Raw genomic sequence first — 21,667 nt, 5'->3', positions numbered from 1 at the left:
GCCATACCGGCATCTCGCGCATGGGATCGGTCCGCTTACGAAGTGCGCTATACCTACCCGCCGTCGTGGCGCTGACCTACAACCCGGCTATCAAGGCGCAAGCCGAGCGTCTGAAAACCAGGGGGAAGAAAGGTAAACAAACCGTCTGCGCCGCCATGCGCAAGCTGCTGACCATCGCCTATGGCGTGCTCAAATCAGGCAAGCCTTTCGACCCTGCTTTAGCGATTGCACACTGAGGGGCGAAGACGGTATCTACACAGCTGAACGTAGGTTGGGCTTCGCCGAGCTCCACCCAACCGACGAAAAGCCCTACCCCCTGGGCTTCTGGATCAACTTGTCCACGGCGCGAGCCGCGGCGACCATGCCGAAGGTGGCAGTGACCATCATCACCGCGCCGAAGCCGCCGGCGCAGTCCAGGCGGACGCCTTCGCCGACGAAACTCTTCTGCTGGCAGACGCTGCCGTCCGGCTTGGGATAGCGCAGCTGCTCGGTGGAAAAGACGCAGGGCACGCTGTAGTGGCGGCTGGGATTGCGCGAGAAGCCGTAGTCGCGGCGCAGCAGCGAGCGCACCCGCGAGGCCAGGGGGTCGTTGTAGGTGCGATTGAGGTCGACCACCTGGATCTGGGTGGGATCGATCTGACCGCCGGCGCCGCCGGTGGTGACGATGGCGATCTTGCGTCTCTTGCACCAGGCGATCAGCGCCGCCTTGGAGGCCACGCTGTCGATGCAGTCCAGCACCAGGTCGAGTTTTTCGGTGATGTAGTCGGCCATGGTCTCGCGGGTGACAAAGTCCGCCACCGCCTTGACCGCGCAGGCCGGGTTGATGGCCTGGATGCGCTCGGCCATCACCGTGACCTTGGGCCGCCCCACCTGCCCTTCCAGCGCATGTACCTGGCGATTGGTGTTGCTGACGCAGACGTCGTCCAGATCGAACAGGCTGATCTGGCCGACACCGCTGCGGGCCAGGGCCTCGGCGGCCCAGGAACCCACCCCGCCAATGCCGACCACGGCGACATGACTGGCGGCCAGGCGCTCGACAGCCTCCTGCCCATAGAGCCGGGCGATCCCGCCGAAGCGTTGTTCATCGAACGTCATGAAGGCTTTCCACAAAAGCCACAGTATAGGTTTTCCTTTACCATACCGCTCCCCCTGAACCCTAGCTGCCTCCCGGGACCCGCCATGACCACCGCCCTCACCCCCACCCTGGAACTCGCCTGCGACCTGATCGGCCGGGCTTCGGTCACGCCGCTGGACGAAGGCTGCCAGGCCCTGATGATGCAGCGCCTGGAGCGCCTGGGCTTCGCCCTCGAACCCCTGCGCATCGAAGAGGTGGACAACTTCTGGGCGCGGCGTGGGGGCGAGGGTCCGGTGCTGTGCTTCGCCGGTCACACCGACGTGGTGCCCACCGGCCCGCTGGAGGCCTGGCAGCAGGCCCCCTTCAATGCCCATGTGGATGCCGACGGCATGCTGCGCGGTCGGGGCGCCGCCGACATGAAGGGCAGCCTGGCGAGCATGATCATCGCCGTGGAGCGCTTCGTTGCCGACCATCCCGAGCACCATGGCGCCATCGCCTTCCTGATTACCAGCGACGAGGAAGGCCCGGCCCTGCACGGCACCCGCGCCGTGGTGGAGCGCCTGCGCGCGCGCGGCGAGCGCCTGGACTGGTGCATCGTCGGCGAACCCTCCAGCACCCGGTTGCTGGGGGACGTGGTCAAGAACGGTCGCCGTGGCTCGCTCAACGGCCGCCTGACCGTGCGCGGCAAGCAGGGTCATGTGGCCTATCCGCACCTCGCACGCAACCCCATCCACCTGGCGGCCCAGGCCCTGGCGGATCTCGCCGCCGAACAGTGGGATGACGGCAACGCCTTCTTCCCGCCCACCAGCTTCCAGATTTCCAACCTCAATTCCGGCACTGGCGCCGGCAACGTGGTGCCGGGCGAACTGCAGGCGCTGTTCAACTTCCGTTTCTCCACCGAATCCACGGTGGAAGGCCTGCAGGCCCGCGTAGAGGCCATCCTCGATCGCCACGGTCTGGACTGGCACATCGACTGGTCACTGTCCGGCCTGCCCTTCCTCACCGAGCCGGGCGACCTGCTCGACGCCGTCTCGGCCAGCGTGGAAGCGGTCACCGGCTATCGCCCCGAAGCCTCCACCAGCGGCGGCACCTCGGATGGTCGCTTCATCGCCACCCTGGGCGCCCAGGTGGTGGAACTGGGTCCGGTCAATGCCACCATTCACCAGGTGGACGAGCACGTCCTGGCCAGCGACCTGGATCTGCTGACCGAGGTGTACTACGGCACCCTGGTACGGTTGCTGGCATGAAGCTGACCTGTCCGCTCTGCCAGGCCCCGCTGGCCGAACTCGAGGGTGGCGTCGGTTGCGCCGCCGGCCATCGTTTCGACCGTGCCCGCCAGGGCTACCTGAATCTCCTGCCGGTACAGCACAAGAAGAGCCTGGACCCGGGCGACAACGCCGCCATGGTCGAGGCGCGCCGACGCTTTCTCGATGCCGGGCACTATGCGCCCCTGGCCGAGCGCCTGGCGCACCTGGCCGCCGAACGCGCGCCCCGGCGCTGGATCGACGTGGGCTGCGGCGAAGGCTTCTATACCGCGCGCCTGGCCCAGGCCCTGCCCGCGGCCGACGGCTATGCCCTGGACATCTCCCGCGAGGCGGTGCGCCGCGCCTGCCGGCGTACCCCGGCGCTGACCTGGCTGGTGGCCAGCATGGCGCGCCTGCCGCTGCCGGACGCCAGTTGCCAGCTGCTGGCCAGCGTCTTCAGCCCCATCGACTGGAGCGAAGCCCGGCGCGTGCTGGCACCCGGCGGCGGCATCCTGCGCCTGGGGCCGGCCAGCGCCCACCTGCTGGAGCTGCGCCAGCGGCTCTATGACGAGGTGCGCGACTATGCCGAAGACAAGCACCTGCAGGATCTGCCGCCGGGCCTGGAACTGGCCCACAGCGAGGGGCTCGAATTCGTGCTGCCACTGGCCGAGCGCCAGACCCGCGAAGACCTGCTGGCCATGACGCCCCACGGCTGGCGCGTCAACGCCGAGCGCCGCGAGCGGGTCCTGGCCGAGCCCTTCGAAGTGCGGGTGGCAGTACGTTACGATTGGATCATCAAATCCGGAGCCTAAGCCCCATGCGCCAGCCCGATATCGAAATCTACCTCAAGGACGTCGATCAGGACGCCATCTCGGCCTGGCTCGAACAGGTGTTCGCCATGCCCTGCGTCTGGCAGGCGCACGGACAGACCTTCAAATGCACCCTGCGCTATGGCGGCGAGTCGATTCCGGTGACCTGGCTGCCGAAGGCAGTCGGCAAGTGGCACAGCCTGCTGCTGGAAAGCGATGTGTCGCCCTGGGTGGATGACCTGGCCTGCGCCCGCGATGCCTATGCAGCCCTCCAGGTACAGGTGCGCTGCGCCCCGAGCGGCTGGAGCGAGGAAGAAGAGGAAGAAGCCGCCGATCGCTGGCTGAAGGTGACGGACGCGGGCGTCGAAGAGATTGTCTGGCGCACCGAGTGAACTGAAGGCGCGAGGAGCCTTGCGCTCCTCGCGCAACGGATCTAGACCTGGGCGACGTCTTCGGCTTGGAGACCCTTCTGGCCCTCGATCACCGAAAACTCCACCTGCTGGCCTTCGTTCAGGGAACGATGACCTTCACCGCGGATGGCGCGGTAGTGAACGAACACGTCGGCACCGCCTTCGCGTTGAATGAATCCATATCCCTTGGCGTCATTGAACCACTTGACGGTCCCGGTTTCGCGTTGCTCACCCATCACATCTCTCCGAAGCTTTCTGGATTTCCTATCCCCGCTCGCCACAAGCTGGGCGCTCGGGTTGCTTTGTTGTATCGGTACAGATCGCTCGCCGGACCGGTCGCCAGGCTGGCAGCCCGATTCCGACCATCGGCAAGAACCTGCCGATGCCTTATGAAGCATGGCTTTCCCGGCAAAAGCAACGTTCTTTACGCAAAGTGCCATCATGGCTGAAAGCCGCGCCAATGCCGGGTTTTCGACGATCTGAGCGGCATTTTTTCGACAACGGGGACAAGCCGCCGACTACCGGGTCGAAGAGAGAACAACACGAGCGGTTTTACGCCCGCCAGGCCATCCGGCACACTGCCGCTCCGTCACTCCGGTAGCCCTCCATGACCCGTTCGCCGCTGCGCCTGCTGGCCTTCTCGCTGCTCAAGCGCCTGCTCTATCTCTGGGTCCGCTCCGAGACCACCCAGGCGGCCAGCCTGCTCAGCCGCATCGATCCCGCCAGGCCGGTGCTCTATGTCCTCCCCGAGGCCTCGTTGAGCGATCTGGCGGTGCTCGACCGGGAATGCCGCAAGGCCGGCCTGCCGCGACCGCTACGCCCGCTGGTGCTGGGTAGCAAGACCGAGCCACTGGCCTACTTCAACGCCACCGGCAAGGCGAACTGGCGCGGCCGCCCAGCCCGGCGCTCGGTACCCCCTACCCTGCGCCGGGTGGTGGCCGCGGTAACCGAGCAGCAGCTGGAAGACGTCCAGCTGGTACCGGTCAGCGTCTTCTGGGGCCAGTCGCCGGATCGCGAGACCAGTCCCTGGAAACTGCTCTGGGCGGACAACTGGGTGGTGACCGGACGGCTGCGCAAGCTGGCGCGCATCCTGGTGCTGGGCCGGCTGACCCGGGTGCAATTCTCCAAGCCGCTGTCGCTGGGCGAACTGGCCAGCCAGCGTCCCGATCCGCAACGCCTGGAGCGCCTGGTGATGCGGCAGCTGCGCATCCACTTCCGCAACGTGCGCCAGGCGGTGATCGGCCCGGACCTGTCGCACCGCCGTACCCTGTTGCGCGGCCTGCTCCGCGCGCCCCAGGTACGGGCGACCATCGCCCACGAGATCGCCCAGCGCAAGGCTACCCCCGGGCGCATCGAAGACGAGGCGGCGCACTATGCGCGCGAGATCGCCTCGGACTTCTCCTATCCGGTGGTGCGCTGCCTGGACGTCGGCCTGCGCTGGTTCTGGAATAGCATCTATGACGGCGTCACGGTCAGCCACATCGAGCGGATCCAGGAGATGGCGCCCGGTCATACCGTGGTCTACGTCCCCTGCCACCGCAGCCACATCGACTACCTGCTGCTGTCCTACCTGCTGTTCCAGAACGGCCTGACCCCGCCGCACATCGCCGCCGGTATCAACCTGGACATGCCGGTGGTGGGCAACATCCTGCGCCGTGGCGGGGCCTTCTTCATGAGGCGCAGCTTCAAGGGCAACGCCCTCTATGCGGCGGTGTTCAACGAATACCTGCACAGCCTGTTCAGCCGCGGCTTCTCCACCGAATACTTCGTCGAGGGCGGTCGCTCGCGCACCGGACGGACCCTGCAGCCACGCACCGGCATGCTGGCCATGACCCTGCGCAGCTTCCTCCGCGATTCGCGGCGCCCTATCGTCTTCGTACCGGTGTACATCGGCTACGAGAAGGTCTTCGAGGGCCACACCTACCTGGGCGAGTTGCGCGGCGCGGCCAAGAAGAAGGAATCCATCTTCGACCTAGTCAAGGTCTTTGGCGCCCTGCGCCAGCGCTTCGGTCGGGTCTGGGTCAACTTCGGCGAGCCCATCCCGCTGCAAGGCTTCCTCGATGCCCGCCGTCCAGGCTGGCGCGACGAACCCCTCGACGAAGACCTGAAGCCCGCCTGGTTCAATTCGGTCACCCACGAACTGGGCGAGCGGGTGGTCCGCCGCATCAATGCCGCGGCGGCCGTCACCCCGGTCAACCTGGTGGCCCTGGCGCTGCTCTCGACCAACCGCCAGGCCCTCGACGAAGGCGCCCTGGTACGCGCCATCGACCTCTATCTGGATCTGCTGAAGCGGGTGCCCTACTCCACCAGCGTCACCCTGCCCGAGGGCGACGGCCAGGCGATCATCGAAGAGGTGCGCGCCCTGGGTTTCCTCTCCGAGCAGCAGGACGCTCTGGGACGCATCCTCTACCTGGACGAGCAGAACGCGGTGCTGATGACCTACTACCGCAACAATGTCCTGCACCTCTTCGCCATCCCGGCGCTGATCGCCAGTTTCTTCCAGAACACCGGGCGCATGACCCGCGAGCTGATCCACAGATTCGCCCTGGCGCTCTATCCCTATCTGCAGGCCGAGCTGTTCATCCACTGGGAGCGCGAGGAGCTGCCGCTGGTGCTGGACAGCTGGCTGGAGGCCATGGTGGAGCGCGGCCTGCTGCGCATCGAGGACGACGTCTTCGTGCGTGCGGCGCCCAGCTCGCGGCAATTCGTCCGCCTCACCCTGCTGGCGCGGGCCATCCTGCAGACCCTGCAGCGCTACTACATGACCACCGCGCTGATCCTCAACCACGGCCAGAACAGCCTGACCGCGCCGCAACTGGAAGAACTCTGCACCGTGATGGCCCAGCGGCTGTCGGTGCTGCATGGCCTCAATGCGCCGGAATTCTTCGACAAGTCGCTGTTTCGCCACTTCATCCAGACGCTGCTGGCCGAGGGTGTGCTGCGCAAGGCCGACGACGGCACCCTGGGCCATCACGAATTGCTCGGCGAACTGGCCGAAGGCGCCGGCAAGCGGGTGCTGCCGGCGGAGATCCGCCTGTCGATTCGTCAGGTGGCGCTGGACCGACCCGATGCGCCCGACCTGCCGGATCCCGAATCCCCTGCGGTCGCCGGCAACTAAGCCGGCGTCCATGGGTCACAGCAGTCGATTTCAGTCCAGGATCTACCCATGAAAAGAATCGCCACCCTGCTCGCCACCTCGCTGCTGCTCAGCGCCTGTAGCGGGCTGCGCCCCGGTCCCGCGACGCCACCGCCGCCCGCCGGCCAGCCGCTGCCGCCCACCGAGCAGCCGCATACCACCACGCCTGGCGTGCCGGCCCAGCCGAGCATGACCAGCCTCAGCGGCCAGGCCACCTTTACCGCCAACGAGCCGGTGCCGCCCACCGCCAAGCTCACCGTCAGCCTCTACAGCGCCAGTGCCGGCGACACCCCTGCCGGTCGCCTGGCCCAGCGCACCCTGTTCGTCAAGCAGCCCGGCCAGGTGCCCTTCCGCCTTGACTACGCCCCGGCCAAGGTCAAGAGCGGCGAGCGCTATCTGCTCAGCGGGCGCATCCTCCTCGGCGGTCGCCCGCTGTATCTGACCCAGGAGCCGGTGGCCGTGGACCTGAGCAATGGTGGCGAAGTGGAGTTGCCGCTGCAGCCGGTGCGTTGAGGTCCGTAGGGCCCGGGGCGACATGCTAGGATCAAGGCTCTCGACCCCCCGCTTCGCCACCGAGGTGCGCCTTGACTCCCCGTCTCGCCATCAAGCGCTATCAGGGCGAACACCAGCCCCATGCCCATGCCTTCGCGCAGCTGGTGCTGCCCATCCAGGGCGGCATGGAGCTGGAGCTCGCCGGGCGTAGCGGGACGCGGTTGCATACCGGTCTCGCGGCCCTGGTGGCGCCCGATTGCGGTCATGCCCAGCAATCCGAGCCAGGCAGCCGCTTTCTGGTGATCGACTGCGCGGCCGACTGGGTGCCTGCTCCGCTCCTGGATCGCGCGTTACGGCAGCCGGGCCTGGCGATTCCGCCTGCGACCCGCCAGCTGATCGCCTTCGCCGAGCTGACCTCGCCTGACACCCTCGACCAACACGCGCCCGAACTCACCCGTCTGCTGCTCGCCTCGCTCACCGCCGCGACCGCCAGCGCGGCCTTCGACCGCCTGCTGGTCCAGGTGGAGGCCCAGCCTGCAGGGGACTGGAACAATGCGGCCATGGCCCGCCTGGCGGGCCTGGGGCTGACCCGGCTGCACCTGCTGTTCCACCAGCGTTTCGCCCAGACGCCCCAGGCCTGGCTCACCGACCTACGGTTGCGCCAGGCGCAGCGCTGGCTCGCCGACAGCCGCCTGCCCATCGCCGACATCGCCCTGCGCGTCGGCTTTTCCGACCAAGCCGCCCTGACCCGCGCCATGACCCGCCGCCAGGGCATCAGCCCGGCCGCCTGGCGGCGCGGTCAGCGACTGCCGGGGTAGGCAGTCCAGGTACGCAGTCCAGGTAAAAAACCCCGCAGTCTCGCGCAAGACCGGTCCAGGTCGCCGTCACCACACTGGTGTCGAATCGGTGGAGACGGCGCGATGCAGGAACGAGAACTGTCGGCAGTGGGTATCGGCTACGGGCTGGCGGCAGGCCTGTGCTGGGGCGTGATCTTTCTGGCCCCGGCGCTGGTCCCTGACCTGAGCGGCGCCCAGTTCGCCGTGCTGCGCTTTCTCTGCTACGGACTGGTGTCACTCGGGCTGTTGCTGCCCTGCTGGCGCCGACTGCGCAGGCAGCTGACCTGGGCCGACGGCACGCGCCTGTTCTGGCTCAGCCTGATCGGCAACCTGGGGTACTACACCCTGGTCGGCGTGGGCGTGAAGCAGGCCGGTATCGCGGCGACCACCCTGATCGTCGGCCTGATCCCGCTGCTGGTGGCCCTGGCCGGGCAGCGCGACGCGGGCGCTGTGGGATTCGGTCGCCTCTGGCCATCGCTCTGCTGCGCGCTGCTCGGCGTGGTCCTGATCAGCTACGAGACGCTGACCACCACCGCGGTTGGCGAGCGGCCTGCCCTGGGCCTGCTGTGCGCCTGCGGCGCCCTGCTGGCCTGGAGCTGGTTCGCGGTGGTCAACACGCGCTTTCTGACCAGGACGCCGATCGGCGCTCACGATTGGGGCCTGCTGCTGGGCGGGATGACCGGTGCCCAGGCACTGCTGGTCGCACCCTGGTTGCTGGGAGAAGAGCTGGCGTTGCGGGGACCGGCGGACTGGCTGCAGCCGCTGCTGGTGGCTGCCGGCGTGGCGCTGCTTGCCTCGGTCATCGGCGGCGCCTGCTGGAATCAGGCCAGCCGCCGGCTACCCCTGACCCTGAGTGGTCAGGCCATCGTCATCGAGACCCTGGCCTCGCTGACCTATGGCTTTCTCTGGAGCGGGCGCTGGCCGACTCGCCTGGAATCCCTGGCGATCCTCCTGCTCATGCTCGGGACGAGCTGGTGCCTGCAGTGCCACCGGCGCCCGTCTCGGACAGTCGCGGCAGGGGCGACCTGAACGCGAGGGTCGTGGCCGGCTGCGCCCTCCTACGCCAGCGGTGGCAGCGCCCAGTCGATAGGGGTGAGGCCGGCGTTGCGCAGGAATTCATTGGTGCGGCCGAAGTGGCCGTTGCCGATGAAACCGCGGTGGGCCGACAGCGGCGAGGGATGCGCCGACTTGAGGATCAGGTGCTTCTGGGGATCGATGAGCGTCTGCTTGCTCTGGGCATGGCTGCCCCAGAGCAGGAACACCAGGTTCTCCCGCTCGGCGCTGACCACCTCGATGATGCGATCGGTGAATCTCTGCCAACCGGCCTTGGCGTGGGAACCGGCGTTGGCCTGTTCCACGGTCAGCGAGGTATTGAGCAACAGCACGCCCTGCTCGGCCCAGTGCTGCAGATAGCCGTGGTTGGGAATGGGCAGGTTCAGGTCGCGCTTGAGTTCCTTGAAGATATTCTGCAGCGACGGCGGCGCCGGTACCCCAGGCTGCACCGAGAAGCTCAGCCCATGGGCCTGACCCGGACCGTGATAGGGGTCCTGGCCGAGGATGACCACCCTGACCTGATCCAGAGGGGTGGTATTGAGGGCATTGAAGATCAACGGCCCGGGCGGATGGATGACCTTGCCCGCCGCCTTCTCGCGCCTGAGGAATTCGCTCAGCTGACGCATGTAGGGCTGCTCGAATTCGTCGCGCAGCGCGGCTTTCCATTGGGGGTCGAGCTTGATGCGATCGTCGTCCACGATTCGAGGCTTCCTGGTCAAGACAAGGGCAGCACCCTAGAAAAGCCGGCTGCCCCTGTCAAACCCGCTACCAGCGCGGACCGTAGCGCGGGCCCCAGCCGGGCGGACCATAACCCGGACGCGGTCCCCAGCCCGGCGGTCCCCAGCCGGGACCCGGACCCCAGTGAGGCGGTGGTGGCGGTGCCGGTCGATAGTAGTAGCCATAGCCATAGGGCCGCACGATGACCGCGGGCGGCGGATAGGCCGGCGTGCCGTAGAAAACCGCCGCGGGCGGTGCCGGACGGCTGTAATAGCGCGGGGACGTGTCGTAGACGGTGCAGCCGGTGAAGGTCAGGGCACAGAGCGACGCCAAGAGGAAATGGCGCATGGGGAGATCTCCAGAACGGCCCGGATGGGCCTGGACAAAGCTTAAGCCCTGGCCAGGCGCCGCGCCCGGTTATCGCGCGTTCATTCAGCCGGGATTAAGAGACGCCGGTCGGCTCTCCTCCCGCTCGCCCAGGTAGTCCTGCAGCCGCGCCTGCAGATGGGGTACGCCCTGGGGATGGGCGAGGAAGTCGGCGATGCTCATCAGCTGCCAGTGCTGGCCTTCGTCGCCAAAGCGGATGGCGGCGAGTTCGGCGGGATGCAATTGCCCGGCGAACAGCCAGCTGGGCAGATAGCCGGGTTGGCGCGGCGGATAGCAACGCCCCCAGGTCAGCCGCGCCTCGTCCAGCACCAGGCCGAATTCTTCTTCCAGCTCGCGCAGGGCGCAGCGCTCGGGCGTCTCGCCGTCTTCGCGACCACCGCCGGGCAGGTCCCAGAGGGCCGGCCAGGGGATGTCGGGCTTGTCATCGCGCTGATAGACCAGAATCTGCTCAGCGCAGAGCAGCGCCAGCTTGGCACCGTTGAAGGCATGGCGGGACATGAGGAGGCCTCCGTTGGCGACGGGGAGACCGGCAGGCCTCCCCGCCTGGACTCAATAACCCAGCTGCTTGAGCAGGGCACCGGGTGCCTGCTTGGCCGGACGCTCATAGAACTTCAGCAATTCGGCGGCGCGATTGCTGAAGAAGCCATCCACGCCACGGGGCGCGAGACGCGCGTAGTCCACCGCCGAGTCCACCGTATAGGCATGCACCAGCAGACCCCGCTCGTGGGCGACGTCGTTCATCCAGGGCTTCACCAGGTCCGCATAGCTCTGGTCGCCACCCTCCTCCAGGGCCGCCGAGGGGCCGATGCCGATGGCGCCATGGGCCTTGGCCCACTCGATCCAGGCGGTGAAATCGCCTTCGGAGCGCACCTGCTGCTTGGCGTAGTAGGCCGCCTTGCTGGCCTCGCCCGACTCGGCGTAGCTCGGCCCGGGCTTGGCCGGGATGTAGTCGTCGCCCAGCCACAGCAGCAGGATCTTCGGCGTCTTCGGCATCTCCTTCTGCAACAGCTCCAGGCTGCTCTTCTCGAAGGTCTGCAGGATCACCCGCCCGGGCATGGCGGCGACGCCGGTGGCACCCGGCTTGGGCTTGCCGAGCCAGCCGCGCTGGGTCAGCTTGGCCTTGAGGTCGCGCTCGATGCCGGGGAACAGCTTGGGTTGCTTGGTTTCGATGTAGAGACCCGGCTTGTTGCGACCGCCTTCGGCGATGTCGATGACCTCGTCGAGGGTAAGGATCCTGAGTCCGGCGAACTTTGGCCGGGCGCGGTCGGGATGGGCCTGGTTGAACCAGCTGCCGGCGTCCAGCGACTTGAGTTCGGCCAGGGTGAACTGGCTGACCGGGGCCTTGGCGCGGTCGGGGAAGCGCTTGGCGACATCGGTGGTACGTTCCAGGGTGTCGTCGTGCAGGGCGATGAGCTGGCCGTCCCTGGTGCGCTGCAGGTCGAGCTCCAGGTAGTCGGCGCCCAGTTCCCGCGCCACCAGGTAGGCCGGCGCGGTGGATTCGGGGGCGTCGAAGGAGGCGCCGCGATGGGCGATCACCGCCGGCCAGGGAATGCCGGCCTGGCGGGCCAGGGTCTGGCCGACATCGGCTTCGGTGGCCAGGGCCAGTTGGCTGACCAGCAGGGTGCCGGGAATGAGGGTACGGATCAGGGTGCGCAGAGCAGTTATTGTCATGGGTTCCTCGGGTGGTCCGACGATCGGAGCTAGGATGCAGCTTGCACCCTGGTTGCGACAGTACGCAGACCCCCAGCGTAGCGGACGTTACCCAGGTCGCAATTCCCGGTACTCTGCCGCCCGCTTCGCCCGACGAGATCACCATGGCCGCATCGCCCATCCCCTTCGATCCCACCCGCTGCCCGCTGTGCGGCCAGGCCAACAGCTGCTTCCTGGCGGCCGGGGGCGAGATCCGCGACTGCTGGTGCCTGCAGACGCCGATCGATCCCGCCGTCCTGGACCGCCTGCCCGCGCAAGAGCGCGATCGCCGCTGCCTCTGTCCGGCCTGCGCGGCAGGCGTCGCGAGCGAACCTCGCTGATGCGCCTGGACCGCTGGCTGGGCAACCGACCCGAGCTGGGCCGGCAACTAGGGCGGCGCCTGCTCGCCGAGGGCCGGGTAAGGGTCAACGGCACCACCACCCTGCGGGCCGAGCAGGAGGTGTTCGCCTTCGACCGCATCGAGGCCGACGAGCGCCTGCTGCAGGACGGCCCCGGCGGTCGCTACCTGATGCTGCACAAGCCGCGCGGCTGCGTGAGCGCCACCGTCGACGCCCGCCATGCCACGGTGCTGGACTGCCTCGCCCCGGACCAGCGCGCCGATCTGCACCTGGCCGGACGGCTGGACTTCAACACCACCGGCCTGCTGCTGCTCACCAACGATGGCCAGTGGTCACGCGGCCTCAGTCATCCGCGTCACAGGCAGACCAAGCGCTACCGGGTCACCACCGCCGAGGTCATCCCGCCGCAGCTGGTGGCCGCCTTCGCCGAAGGGCTCTACTTCGCCTATGAGGACCTCACCACCCAACCGGCGCAGCTGGAGTTGCTGGACGACCACAGCGCTTTCCTGACCCTGGTCGAAGGCCGCTATCACCAGGTCAAGCGCATGTTCGGCCGCTTCGGCATCGAGGTCATCGCCCTGCATCGCGACCGCATCGGCGAGCTGGCGCTGGATTCCGCCCTGGCCGAGGGTGCCTATCGTCCGCTCACCTGCGCCGAGGTGGCCCTGCTACGTCCGGCGGACTAGGGGAACAGGAGTCTGGGGACATCGGTCGGGATGCAGACACGCACCACCCTGGAGACTTCCCATGCGTATCGACATCCCCTCCCTCGGCTTTGGCGGCGCCCCGCTGGGCAACATGTTCCGCGAGGTAGGCGACGCCGACGCCCGGGCGACGCTCGAAGCCGCCTGGGACGCCGGCATCCGCCTCTATGACACCTCGCCCCACTATGGCGCCGGGCTGTCGGAGCGACGTTTTGCCGAGGTGCTGGCCGACAAGCCGCGCGACGACTTCGTCCTCTGCAGCAAGGTCGGCCGCCTGCTGGAACCGGCCGACCGGCCGGAAAATGCGCCGCCGTTCGTCAACGAACTGCCCTTCAAGCGGGTGCTCGACTATTCCGCCGACGGCGCCCGCCGCTCCATCGAGGCCAGTCTGGAACGCCTCAAGACCGACCGCCTCGATCTGGTCTGGATCCACGATCTGTCCGAGGACCAGCATGGCCCGGCCTGGCGCGACTACTTCGCCCAGGCCATGCAGGGTGCGGCCAAGGCCCTCACCGAGATGCGCGAGGAAGGGCTGATCCTGGGCTGGGGCCTGGGCGTCAACCTGGTGGAACCCTGCCGCCTGGCGCTGGAGCAGAGCGATCCCGATGCCTTCCTGCTGGCCGGTCGCTATTCCCTGCTGGATCATCGCGAAGCCCTGGACACGCTCTTTCCCGAATGCGAACGCCGCGGCGTGGGCATCGTGGTGGGCGGGCCCTACAATTCCGGCCTGCTCGCCGGTGGCAAGCACTACGACTACGCCGAAGCCGAGCCGGCACTGCGCCGCAAGGTCGAGTTGATCGAGGGCGTCTGCCAGGATCACGGGGTGGACATCCGCGCCGCGGCCCTGCAGTTCTGCCTGGCCCATCCCACGGTGGCCGCCACCATTCCCGGCAGCAGCACACCGGAGCGGGCCCGGCAGAACGCCGAACTGCTACGGGCGCCCATCCCTGCCGCCTTCTGGCGCAACCTGCGCGAGATCGGCGTGCTGCCGGAAGACGCCCCGACGCCCGCGTGAGCCGTATAGCCTGTTTAAAGCCTGCTGCGCGTCGGGCAAACGGCGTTGAAAATGCCTTCGGAATGCTCATTTACCGACTGTAAACTCCGCTTCCTCAGGCATTTTCGCCTTGTTTGTACCTGGCTCACGAGACTTAAAACAGGCTCTAAAAGGGTGGCTGTGCTAGGCTCGCCGCCCCTTTTCCACCCTGCCTGCCTTCATGACCTCGCCCCGCCGCCCCCTTCCTGGCCGCCCTGCGCCCCTGCATCCACGCAATCGCCACCAGGGCAGCTACGACTTTCCAGCGCTGATGCGCACGAGCCCGGCGCTCAGGCCGTTCGTGGCGCCGACGCCGCGGGGCAATCTGTCCATCGACTTCACCGATCCCCAGGCCGTCCGCGCGCTCAACCGCGCGTTACTGGCGCTGCACCATGGCGTGCGCGACTGGGACATCCCCGCCGATTTCCTCTGCCCACCGATTCCCGGCCGGGCGGATTACCTGCACCACCTGGCCGACCTGCTGGCCGAGGGCAATGGCGGCCGGATTCCCCGGGGTGCGACGACGCGCTTGCTGGACGTGGGTACGGGCGCCAATGGCGTCTATCCGCTGATCGGCTTCAAGGAGTACGGCTGGCATTTCGTTGGCAGCGACATCGCCCCGGCGGCGCTGGCTGCCTTCGGCCGCACCCTGGCGGCCAATGCGGATTGCGCCGCCGCCATCGAGTTGCGCCGCCAGCCGGATCCCCAGGCCATATTCGCCGGTATCCTGCAACCCGGTGAGCGCTACGCCGCCACCCTGTGCAATCCGCCCTTCCATGCCAGCCCCGACGATGCCGTGCGCGGCAGCCGGCGCAAGTGGAAGAACCTGGGCAAGACCACCGGCAAGCAGGTACCCCTGCTCAATTTCGGCGGCCAGGCGGCTGAACTCTGGTGCCCCGGGGGCGAGGCCGTCTTTGTCGAGCGGATGATCCGCGAGAGTCGCGCCTTTGCCGGTCAGGTCGGCTGGTTCACCTGCCTGGTGTCCAAGGTCAACAATCTGCCGCCGTTGCAGGCGGCACTGCGCCGCGAACAGGTCAGTGAAAGTCGCGTGGTGGCCATGGCCCAGGGCCAGAAGCAGAGTCGCTTTCTCGCCTGGCGCTTCGCCTGATCGACCTCTCCACACTTGAACGACGACCCTCCGGCGGCTTTCCGGCCGCTTTCGTCGGTGCCGCCGGCTGCTCGCGGAAAGCCGTCCAGACCGCTCCGGTTCGCCCGGAGCGGCAGCTGGCGGGACTTTGACTGTCGTCACAAAGGATTAGACTAAAGGCTAATAGGCAAAGCCAATGAATTACGGGCTAGGCAGCCCTAACCCTTCCCTTTAAAATGTCCGGCAACAATTACGCCACGCGCACGCAGCCGCGCCCGAGACCTCTGTCTCCGGTCAGCCGCTGCCAAGGCCGCGTCTTGCGTTTTTGCTCCGACTCCTCCGGTGACTCATGAGAGAGGGGCGGTGGAGGGAAAAGAACCTGCCCTTGCGTGTTTCCGGCTGCATTCTGCCTTGCCCACTGCACATCCCCCCATGTGCCATGGTGCCGCACCGCACCGAAACTCGATAAGCAGACCCAGCTTCTATCGAACGAGAGATCACATGCTGAAGAAAATGACTGGCGCGCTGCTCGGCGTCGCCATCGCCTCCGCCCTGGGCACCGCACAGGCCGAAGACACCAAGAAGGTCGACGTCCTGCTGATCGGCGGCGGCATCATGAGCTCCACCCTGGGCATCTGGCTGAACGAGCTGGAGCCGAACTGGACCATGGAAATGGTCGAGCGCCTGGACCAGGTCGCCGACGAGAGCTCCAACGGCTGGAACAATGCCGGTACCGGCCACTCCGCCCTGGCCGAGCTGAACTACACCCCGGAAGACAAGGACGGCAAGGTCACCATCGCCAAGGCCATCGAGATCAACGAAGCCTTCCAGATCTCCCGTCAATTCTGGTCCTGGCAGGTCAAGAACGGTGTCCTCAAGGACCCGAAGAGCTTCATCAACAGCACCCCGCACATGAGCTTCGTCTGGGGTGACGAGAACATCGCCTTCCTGAAGAAGCGCTACGAGGCGCTCAAGGCCAGCCCGCTGTTCTCCGGCATGCAGTTCTCCGAAGATCCCGCGCAGATCAAACAGTGGGTTCCGCTGATGATGGAAGGTCGCGATCCCAAGCAGAAGATCGCCGCCACCTGGAGTCCGCTGGGCACCGACGTCAACTTCGGCGAGATCACCCGCCAGTTCGCCGCCAACCTGCAGTCCAAGCCGAACTTCAAGCTGAACCTGTCCAGCGAAGTCGAGAACATCACCCGCAATGCCGACGGCAGCTGGCGCGTGGAGTACAAGAACCTCAAGGACGGCAAGAAGACCGAAACCGACGCCAAGTTCGTCTTCATCGGCGCCGGCGGCGGTGCCCTGCACCTGCTGCAGAAGTCGGGCATCCCCGAAGCCAACGACTACGCCGGCTTCCCGGTGGGTGGTTCCTTCCTGGTCACCGACAACCCCGAGATCGCCCAGCAGCACCTGGCCAAGGCCTACGGCAAGGCGTCGGTGGGCGCACCGCCGATGTCGGTACCGCACCTGGACACCCGCATGCTCGACGGCAAGCGCGTGATCCTGTTCGGGCCCTTCGCCACCTTCTCCACCAAGTTCCTCAAGCAGGGTTCCTACCTGGACCTGCTTACCAGCACCAACACCCACAACGCCTGGCCGATGGTCCGCGTGGGCGTGGCCGAGTACCCGCTGGTGGAATACCTCGCCGGTCAGCTGATGCTGTCGGATGACGACCGCATGGCCGCCCTGCGCGAGTACTTCCCCAACGCCAAGAAGGAAGACTGGCGCCTGTGGCAGGCCGGTCAGCGCGTGCAGATCATCAAGCGCGACGCAGACAAGGGTGGCGTGCTGAAGCTGGGCACCGAGATCGTCGCGGCCAAGGACGGCAGCATCGCCGGCCTGCTGGGCGCCTCCCCGGGTGCCTCGACCGCCGCACCCATCATGCTGAGCGTGCTGGAGAAGGTGTTCAAGGACAAGGTCGCGACCCCGGAGTGGCAAGCCAAGCTGCACCAGATCGTGCCCAGCTACGGCACCAAGCTGAACAGCGACCCGGCGCGCGTGCAGCAGGAATGGAACTACACCGCCGAAGTCCTGCAACTGGCCACCCCGCCGGTCGCCACCGGCACCGAGAACGCCAAGGCCACCGCCAGCGCCCCGCGCGCCGAAAAGGCCGCCAACGACATGGCGCTGTAGATCGCTGCCAGGCCCGCTGCGCGAGCGGCGGGCGCTTCGCGATGACCAGAAGGCCCCACCCCGACCCGGCGTGGGGCTTTTTTTCGTCCGCCGCTTGCCCGGGATAGAGCCCTTGCGCCCGCTCAGGCCCTGTGACGAAAACCGCAACGGCGTGAATTTTTTCCGGTCAGACAGGCACTAAAAACTGCAGCGATACGCCAAGGCAGGTCGTTGCACGCCACAATGGTGATCTATCCTCGAGCCTTAACCGTTACCTGAATCTGGAGACACGATGACGGCACATCCCGCCCCGGGCATCCTGCATACCCGAGAAGGCCAGCGCCTGGCTGATACCGATGCCGCCGCCTGGCGGCAGTGGGGGCCCTACCTGAGCGAGCGCCAGTGGGCCACGGTCCGTGAAGACTACAGCGCCGATGGCGACGCCTGGCGCTACTTCCCCCATGACCATGCGCGCAGCCGCGCCTATCGCTGGGGCGAAGACGGCCTCGCCGGTTTCTGCGACAAGGCTCAGCAATGGTGCCTGGGCATCGCCCTGTGGAACGAGCGCGATCCCTTCCTCAAGGAACGGCTGTTCGGCCTGACCAACGCCGAAGGCAACCATGGCGAGGACGTCAAGGAGCTGTACTTCTACCTGGACGGGGTACCGAGCCATGCCTACCAGAAGATGCTCTACAAGTATCCCCACGCCGCCTTTCCCTATGCCCAGCTCACTGAGGAAAACGCCCGACGCGGCCTGGAGGATCGCGAATACGAGATCCTCCATACCGGCGTCTTCGCCGAGGATCGCTATTTCGACGTCACCGTCGAATACGCCAAGCACACCCCCGACGACATCCTCATGCGGGTCACCGTGGAAAACCGCGGGACCGAGCGCGCCAGCCTGCGAGTGCTGCCGCAGATCTGGTCTCGCAACACCTGGGCCTGGACCGGCACCCCGCCGCGCTCCATGCTCAGCCTGGAGGGGGACCAGGTCCGCGCCAGCTATTTCGACCGGCCCGACCTGGTGGTCAGCGCCTGGGGCCCGCGCGAGGCCGAGTGGCTGTTCTGCAACAACGAAACCAACCTGCCCCGCCTGACCGGTGAAGCTGCCGAGGGCCCCTTCAAGGACGGCATCAACGACTACGTGGTGCGCGGCGCCCGCGAGGCGATCCGCCGCGACTTCGGCAGCAAGGCGGCCGCTCATTTCGCCGTGGAGCTGGAGGGTGGCGCCAAGACCGTGGTCTACCTGCGCCTGGCGCCGACCAATGCGCTGTCGGTGGATGCCGATGCGATCTTTGCCGAGCGCATCGCCGAGGCCGATGCCTTCTATGCCGCCCTGCAGGAAAAGATCGCCGATCCCGATGCGCGCCTGGTGCAGCGCCAGGCCCTGGCCGGCCTGCTCTGGTCCAAGCAGCTCTACTACTTCGAGGTCAATCGCTGGCTCGATGGCGATCCGGCCCAGCCGACGCCGCCGGCGCAGCGCCAGCGCATCCGCAACGGCCACTGGCGCCACCTGCTCAATTTCGACATCGTCTCCATGCCGGACAAATGGGAGTACCCCTGGTACGCCTCCTGGGACCTGGCCTTCCAGGCGGTGGCCTACGCCCTGATCGATCCCGGTTTCGCCAAGCAGCAGCTGCTGCTGCTGGTGAAGGACAGATTCATGCATCCCAATGGCCAGCTGCCGGCCTACGAGTGGAATTTCGAGGACGCCAATCCGCCGGTGCATGCCTGGGCCACCTGGCACGTCTACCTGCAGGAAAAGTCTCTGACCGGGGTGGGCGACCGGGTCTTTCTCGAACGCGTCTTTCACAAGCTGCTGCTGAATTTCTCCTGGTGGATCAACCGCAAGGACACCGAGGGTCGCAACATCTTCCAGGGCGGTTTCCTCGGCCTGGACAACATCGCCCTCTTCGACCGCTCGGCCCCCCTGCCGGAGGGCTATCACCTGGACCAGGCCGACGGCACCGCCTGGATGGCCGCCTATGCGCTGGACCTGATGCGCATCGCCTTGGAGCTGGCCAAGGAAAATCCGGTGTACGTCGATCTCGGGGTGAAGTTCTTCGAGCACTTCCTGCACATCGCCGGCGCCATCAACCACAGCGATGATCGCGAAGACGGCCTCTGGGACGAACAGGACGAATTCTTCTACGACGTCCTGCACAAGGCGGATGGCAGTGCCGAGCCGTTGCGCCTGAGGTCCATCGTCGGCCTCATCCCGCTGTTCGCGGTGCAGGTGCTGGAACAGCGCGAGCACGAAGGCCTCCCCGGCCTCGGCGGACGACTGCGCGGCTTCCTGCGCCAGCGTCCGGACCTCGCCCGACTGGTCTCGCGCTGGACCGAACCCGGCCAGGGCAATAGATTCCTGCTCTCGCTGCTGCGCGGCCACCGTACCAAGCTGCTGCTCAAGCGCATGCTGGATGACAACGAATTCCTCTCCGAATACGGCATCCGCTCGCTGTCCAAGGCCCACGAACAGCAACCCTTCGAGATGCGCCAGGCCGACGGCAACCTGCTCAGCGCCCGCTATCAACCGGGGGAATCGGATTCGCGCCTCTATGGCGGCAACTCCAACTGGCGCGGGCCATTGTGGATGCCGATCAACTACATGCTCATCGAGTCGCTGCACGAGTTCCACCGTTATTACGCCGACAGTTTCTCGGTGGAATACCCCAGCGGCTCCGGCTACCTGGCCAATCTGGAAGAGGTCGCCGACGGCCTCAGCCAGCGCCTGACGCGGCTGTTCCTCAAGGACGCCGACGGCAAACGCCCGAGCATGGTCGACTATCCACAACTGCAGAACGATCCGCGCAGTCGCGACCTGGTGCTGTTCCACGAGTATTTCCACGGCGAAAACGGCCGCGGACTCGGGGCCTCCCACCAGACTGGCTGGAGCGCCCTGGTGGCGCTGCTGCTGCAACCCCGCCGCTAGTCCGCTAACGCCCAGGCGCCGGGAGCGACCGGCGCCTGGGCGAACTGCGGCAAGGCTACAGTTTTCCTCTGTCGCCCTGGATACTATGCTCTAGCCAGAGACCCCGCCTTCGCGAGCCCGCATGACTCACCCCGATGACGCCCAGCGTCTCCAAGCCCTGAGCGAGCTGCAGATTCTCGATAGCGGTGTCGAAGCCGCCTACGAGGACATCGTCGCCCTGGCCTGCCAACTGACCCGGGCGCCGGTGGCCTTCATCACCCTGGCCGATCGGCAGCGTCTCTGGTTCAAGGCCTGCCAGGGCATGACGGTGGCCGAGGTACCGGCCGACGCCTCGCTCTGCCACCTGGCGATCCGCACCCCTCGCCAGCCTTTTCTGGTGGAGGATCTGCAGAGGGACCCGCGCGTTTCACACCTGAGGGCGGCACCCGGGCTGGAGCGGATGCGCGCCTACCTGGGCATTCCCCTGCTCGACCGGCACGGGGTCGCCCTCGGCACCCTCTGCGTGATGGACGACCGGGTCCGGCGGTTCGAGGCGGCTCAGGTCGACAACCTGCAACGGCTGGCTCGGCAGGTCATCATCCTGCTGCAACAGCGCGAGACCCTGCGCCAGCTGGAAGAGCTGGACATCAACTTTTCCGCCTTCATGAACAACGGGCCCTTCATCGCCTACATCAAGGACCGCGACTGGCGCTACCGCTATGTCAACGAGCCCTTCCTGCAGCAGCTGGAACTGACCCGTGACGAGGTCCTCGGCCAGGACGACTTCACCATCTGGCCAGAGGCGGCGCCACGTTTCCGCCAGGTCGACGAGCAGGTGATGAACGAACTCAAGCCGAGCCGACTCGTCGAGCGCATGACGGCCCCGGATGGTCGACGCCTCTTCTGGCAGTCCTACAAGTTTCCCCTGGTCACGCGGCAGGGCATCGCCCTGGCGGGGCTGTCGGTGGACGTCACCGAGCATATCGAGCAACAGCACATGCTGGAGGCCTCGCAGCGCCAACTGCTGGACATGATGCAGGCCGCCGAGCAACGCAGCGTCACCGATGCCCTGACCGGTCTGTTCAACAGACGCGCCTTCGACCTGCGCCTGGCGGAGCATCTGCGGCGCGCCGAGGACCAGGGCACGCCGTTGTCCATGCTGCTGATCGACGTCGATCACTTCAAGACCTACAACGACGCCTTTGGCCACCAGGCCGGTGATACCGCATTGCAGACGGTCAGTCAGCTGCTGCTACAAAGCTGTCGCGACAATGACGCCTGCTTTCGCTACGGCGGCGAGGAATTCGCCATCCTGCTGTCGGGTGCCGATCTCACCGCGGCCCACTTGGTGGCCGAGCGTTGTCGGGCTGCCGTCGCCAACCATGCCTGGTCACGGCGCGCGGTGACCCTGAGCGTTGGTATCGCTACCTACAGGACCGGGATGGATGCCTACACCCTCACCGAAGGCGCCGACCGGGCGCTCTATGCGGCCAAGAACGCCGGTCGCAACCGCATCGCTGCGGAACCCGGACCTTAATCGCCCGCTGTCCTTGAATCGCGCCCAACAAAAAACCCGCCGAAGCGGGTTCTTTGTTGCGACCATCCCA

General features: G+C 66.8%; 20 protein-coding genes and 1 pseudogene. 15 read left to right on the top strand and 6 right to left on the bottom strand.

Features of this window, described 5'->3' with window-relative positions; genetic code table 11:
* A pseudogene (locus PVZ72_RS11780) lies at positions 1-236 on the top strand (IS110 family transposase); the annotation flags it as partial.
* Between the two features lie 73 nt (positions 237-309).
* Here PVZ72_RS11780 and tcdA read toward each other — a convergent pair.
* Complete coding sequence (gene tcdA, locus PVZ72_RS11775) at positions 310-1,095, bottom strand: tRNA cyclic N6-threonylcarbamoyladenosine(37) synthase TcdA (RefSeq protein WP_443218245.1); 786 nt, start codon at positions 1,093-1,095, stop codon at positions 310-312.
* An 84-nt stretch (positions 1,096-1,179) separates the two neighbouring features.
* Between tcdA and dapE the strand changes: the two genes are divergently transcribed.
* The 3 genes from dapE to PVZ72_RS11760 are packed head-to-tail and all read left to right on the top strand — an operon-like array spanning position 1,180 to position 3,520.
* Positions 1,180-2,322: a succinyl-diaminopimelate desuccinylase gene (dapE, locus tag PVZ72_RS11770; RefSeq protein WP_273862009.1), complete on the top strand. Its 1,143-nt coding sequence runs from the start codon at positions 1,180-1,182 to the stop codon at positions 2,320-2,322.
* A complete protein-coding gene (locus tag PVZ72_RS11765) occupies positions 2,319-3,131 on the top strand; it encodes a putative RNA methyltransferase (protein ID WP_273862008.1) in 813 nt (270 codons plus the stop codon). Before dapE ends, PVZ72_RS11765 begins: the two co-directional genes overlap by 4 nt.
* A 5-nt stretch (positions 3,132-3,136) precedes the next feature.
* Complete coding sequence (locus tag PVZ72_RS11760) at positions 3,137-3,520, top strand: hypothetical protein (RefSeq protein WP_133862935.1); 384 nt, start codon at positions 3,137-3,139, stop codon at positions 3,518-3,520.
* A gap of 41 nt (positions 3,521-3,561) precedes the next feature.
* On the opposite strand, the gene PVZ72_RS11755 is transcribed toward PVZ72_RS11760, so the two are convergent.
* A complete protein-coding gene (locus PVZ72_RS11755; protein WP_133862934.1) occupies positions 3,562-3,774 on the bottom strand; it encodes a cold-shock protein in 213 nt (70 codons plus the stop codon).
* A 371-nt stretch (positions 3,775-4,145) separates the two neighbouring features.
* Here PVZ72_RS11755 and plsB point away from each other — a divergent pair, with 371 nt between their 5' ends.
* The 4 genes from plsB to PVZ72_RS11735 all read left to right on the top strand — a co-directional run bounded on the left by plsB (position 4,146) and on the right by PVZ72_RS11735 (position 9,031).
* The gene (plsB, locus tag PVZ72_RS11750; protein ID WP_273862007.1) at positions 4,146-6,656 is read left to right on the top strand and encodes a glycerol-3-phosphate 1-O-acyltransferase PlsB; all 2,511 of its coding nucleotides are present in this window, start codon (positions 4,146-4,148) and stop codon (positions 6,654-6,656) included.
* A gap of 48 nt (positions 6,657-6,704) precedes the next feature.
* Positions 6,705-7,187: a YbaY family lipoprotein gene (locus tag PVZ72_RS11745; RefSeq protein ID WP_273862006.1), complete on the top strand. Its 483-nt coding sequence runs from the start codon at positions 6,705-6,707 to the stop codon at positions 7,185-7,187.
* 71 nt (positions 7,188-7,258) lie between these two features.
* Complete coding sequence (locus tag PVZ72_RS11740; RefSeq protein ID WP_273862005.1) at positions 7,259-7,984, top strand: helix-turn-helix transcriptional regulator; 726 nt, start codon at positions 7,259-7,261, stop codon at positions 7,982-7,984.
* A gap of 102 nt (positions 7,985-8,086) precedes the next feature.
* Positions 8,087-9,031, top strand: a complete 945-nt coding sequence (locus PVZ72_RS11735) for a DMT family transporter (protein WP_273862004.1) — start codon at positions 8,087-8,089, stop codon at positions 9,029-9,031.
* Between the two features lie 29 nt (positions 9,032-9,060).
* Here PVZ72_RS11735 and ung read toward each other — a convergent pair whose 3' ends face one another.
* The 4 genes from ung to PVZ72_RS11715 all read right to left on the bottom strand — a co-directional run bounded on the left by ung (position 9,061) and on the right by PVZ72_RS11715 (position 11,830).
* On the bottom strand, positions 9,061-9,756 hold the full coding sequence (gene ung, locus PVZ72_RS11730) for a uracil-DNA glycosylase (RefSeq protein ID WP_133862944.1): 696 nt from the start codon (positions 9,754-9,756) through the stop codon (positions 9,061-9,063).
* 64 nt (positions 9,757-9,820) lie between these two features.
* Complete coding sequence (locus tag PVZ72_RS11725; RefSeq protein WP_007163043.1) at positions 9,821-10,120, bottom strand: hypothetical protein; 300 nt, start codon at positions 10,118-10,120, stop codon at positions 9,821-9,823.
* 84 nt (positions 10,121-10,204) lie between these two features.
* Positions 10,205-10,657, bottom strand: coding sequence for an NUDIX hydrolase (locus PVZ72_RS11720; RefSeq protein ID WP_273862003.1), 453 nt, complete (start codon positions 10,655-10,657; stop codon positions 10,205-10,207).
* 51 nt (positions 10,658-10,708) lie between these two features.
* Positions 10,709-11,830 carry a glycerophosphodiester phosphodiesterase gene (locus tag PVZ72_RS11715; protein WP_133862929.1) on the bottom strand — a complete coding sequence of 374 codons (1,122 nt, stop codon included), beginning with the start codon at positions 11,828-11,830 and terminating at the stop codon, positions 10,709-10,711.
* A 143-nt stretch (positions 11,831-11,973) separates the two neighbouring features.
* Between PVZ72_RS11715 and PVZ72_RS11710 the strand changes: the two genes are divergently transcribed.
* The 7 genes from PVZ72_RS11710 (at position 11,974) to PVZ72_RS11680 (ending at position 21,597) form a co-directional block, all read left to right on the top strand.
* Entirely contained in the window at positions 11,974-12,189 is a 216-nt protein-coding gene (locus tag PVZ72_RS11710; RefSeq protein ID WP_187978556.1) for a cysteine-rich CWC family protein, read from the top strand.
* A complete protein-coding gene (locus tag PVZ72_RS11705) occupies positions 12,189-12,893 on the top strand; it encodes a 16S rRNA pseudouridine(516) synthase (protein WP_133862927.1) in 705 nt (234 codons plus the stop codon). The genes PVZ72_RS11710 and PVZ72_RS11705 overlap by 1 nt, the downstream gene beginning before the upstream one ends.
* A gap of 61 nt (positions 12,894-12,954) precedes the next feature.
* Positions 12,955-13,926: an aldo/keto reductase gene (locus tag PVZ72_RS11700; protein WP_273862002.1), complete on the top strand. Its 972-nt coding sequence runs from the start codon at positions 12,955-12,957 to the stop codon at positions 13,924-13,926.
* A gap of 199 nt (positions 13,927-14,125) precedes the next feature.
* A complete protein-coding gene (gene rlmF, locus PVZ72_RS11695) occupies positions 14,126-15,052 on the top strand; it encodes a 23S rRNA (adenine(1618)-N(6))-methyltransferase RlmF (RefSeq protein WP_133862925.1) in 927 nt (308 codons plus the stop codon).
* Positions 15,053-15,532: 480 nt separating this feature from the next.
* Positions 15,533-17,170 carry a malate dehydrogenase (quinone) gene (gene mqo, locus PVZ72_RS11690; protein WP_133862924.1) on the top strand — a complete coding sequence of 546 codons (1,638 nt, stop codon included), beginning with the start codon at positions 15,533-15,535 and terminating at the stop codon, positions 17,168-17,170.
* Between the two features lie 271 nt (positions 17,171-17,441).
* Positions 17,442-20,081: an MGH1-like glycoside hydrolase domain-containing protein gene (locus tag PVZ72_RS11685; protein WP_273862001.1), complete on the top strand. Its 2,640-nt coding sequence runs from the start codon at positions 17,442-17,444 to the stop codon at positions 20,079-20,081.
* A gap of 121 nt (positions 20,082-20,202) precedes the next feature.
* Positions 20,203-21,597 (top strand): GGDEF domain-containing protein, encoded by a 1,395-nt coding sequence (locus PVZ72_RS11680; protein ID WP_273862000.1) that lies wholly within the window; start codon positions 20,203-20,205, stop codon positions 21,595-21,597.
* The last annotated feature ends 70 nt before the right edge of the window (positions 21,598-21,667 follow it).

The organism is Pseudomonas sp. LA5, assembly GCF_028640825.1.
Lineage (GTDB): Bacteria > Pseudomonadota > Gammaproteobacteria > Pseudomonadales > Pseudomonadaceae > Chryseomonas > Chryseomonas aestiva.
The sequence above is the reverse complement of the archived record's forward strand: the minus strand, read 5'-3'. Positions and strand labels throughout refer to the sequence as shown.

What these genes read in the sequence shown, in the direction of transcription:
- tcdA (WP_443218245.1), bottom strand. Translation starts at nt 1,095, where the DNA reads ATGACGTTCGATGAACAACGCTTCGGCGGGATCGCCCGGCTCTATGGG.
- dapE (WP_273862009.1), top strand. Translation starts at nt 1,180, where the DNA reads ATGACCACCGCCCTCACCCCCACCCTGGAACTCGCCTGCGACCTGATC.
- PVZ72_RS11765 (WP_273862008.1), top strand. Translation starts at nt 2,319, where the DNA reads ATGAAGCTGACCTGTCCGCTCTGCCAGGCCCCGCTGGCCGAACTCGAG.
- PVZ72_RS11760 (WP_133862935.1), top strand. Translation starts at nt 3,137, where the DNA reads ATGCGCCAGCCCGATATCGAAATCTACCTCAAGGACGTCGATCAGGAC.
- PVZ72_RS11755 (WP_133862934.1), bottom strand. Translation starts at nt 3,774, where the DNA reads ATGGGTGAGCAACGCGAAACCGGGACCGTCAAGTGGTTCAATGACGCC.
- plsB (WP_273862007.1), top strand. Translation starts at nt 4,146, where the DNA reads ATGACCCGTTCGCCGCTGCGCCTGCTGGCCTTCTCGCTGCTCAAGCGC.
- PVZ72_RS11745 (WP_273862006.1), top strand. Translation starts at nt 6,705, where the DNA reads ATGAAAAGAATCGCCACCCTGCTCGCCACCTCGCTGCTGCTCAGCGCC.
- PVZ72_RS11735 (WP_273862004.1), top strand. Translation starts at nt 8,087, where the DNA reads ATGCAGGAACGAGAACTGTCGGCAGTGGGTATCGGCTACGGGCTGGCG.
- PVZ72_RS11725 (WP_007163043.1), bottom strand. Translation starts at nt 10,120, where the DNA reads ATGCGCCATTTCCTCTTGGCGTCGCTCTGTGCCCTGACCTTCACCGGC.
- PVZ72_RS11720 (WP_273862003.1), bottom strand. Translation starts at nt 10,657, where the DNA reads ATGTCCCGCCATGCCTTCAACGGTGCCAAGCTGGCGCTGCTCTGCGCT.
- PVZ72_RS11715 (WP_133862929.1), bottom strand. Translation starts at nt 11,830, where the DNA reads ATGACAATAACTGCTCTGCGCACCCTGATCCGTACCCTCATTCCCGGC.
- PVZ72_RS11710 (WP_187978556.1), top strand. Translation starts at nt 11,974, where the DNA reads ATGGCCGCATCGCCCATCCCCTTCGATCCCACCCGCTGCCCGCTGTGC.
- PVZ72_RS11705 (WP_133862927.1), top strand. Translation starts at nt 12,189, where the DNA reads ATGCGCCTGGACCGCTGGCTGGGCAACCGACCCGAGCTGGGCCGGCAA.
- PVZ72_RS11700 (WP_273862002.1), top strand. Translation starts at nt 12,955, where the DNA reads ATGCGTATCGACATCCCCTCCCTCGGCTTTGGCGGCGCCCCGCTGGGC.
- rlmF (WP_133862925.1), top strand. Translation starts at nt 14,126, where the DNA reads ATGACCTCGCCCCGCCGCCCCCTTCCTGGCCGCCCTGCGCCCCTGCAT.
- mqo (WP_133862924.1), top strand. Translation starts at nt 15,533, where the DNA reads ATGCTGAAGAAAATGACTGGCGCGCTGCTCGGCGTCGCCATCGCCTCC.
- PVZ72_RS11685 (WP_273862001.1), top strand. Translation starts at nt 17,442, where the DNA reads ATGACGGCACATCCCGCCCCGGGCATCCTGCATACCCGAGAAGGCCAG.
- PVZ72_RS11680 (WP_273862000.1), top strand. Translation starts at nt 20,203, where the DNA reads ATGACTCACCCCGATGACGCCCAGCGTCTCCAAGCCCTGAGCGAGCTG.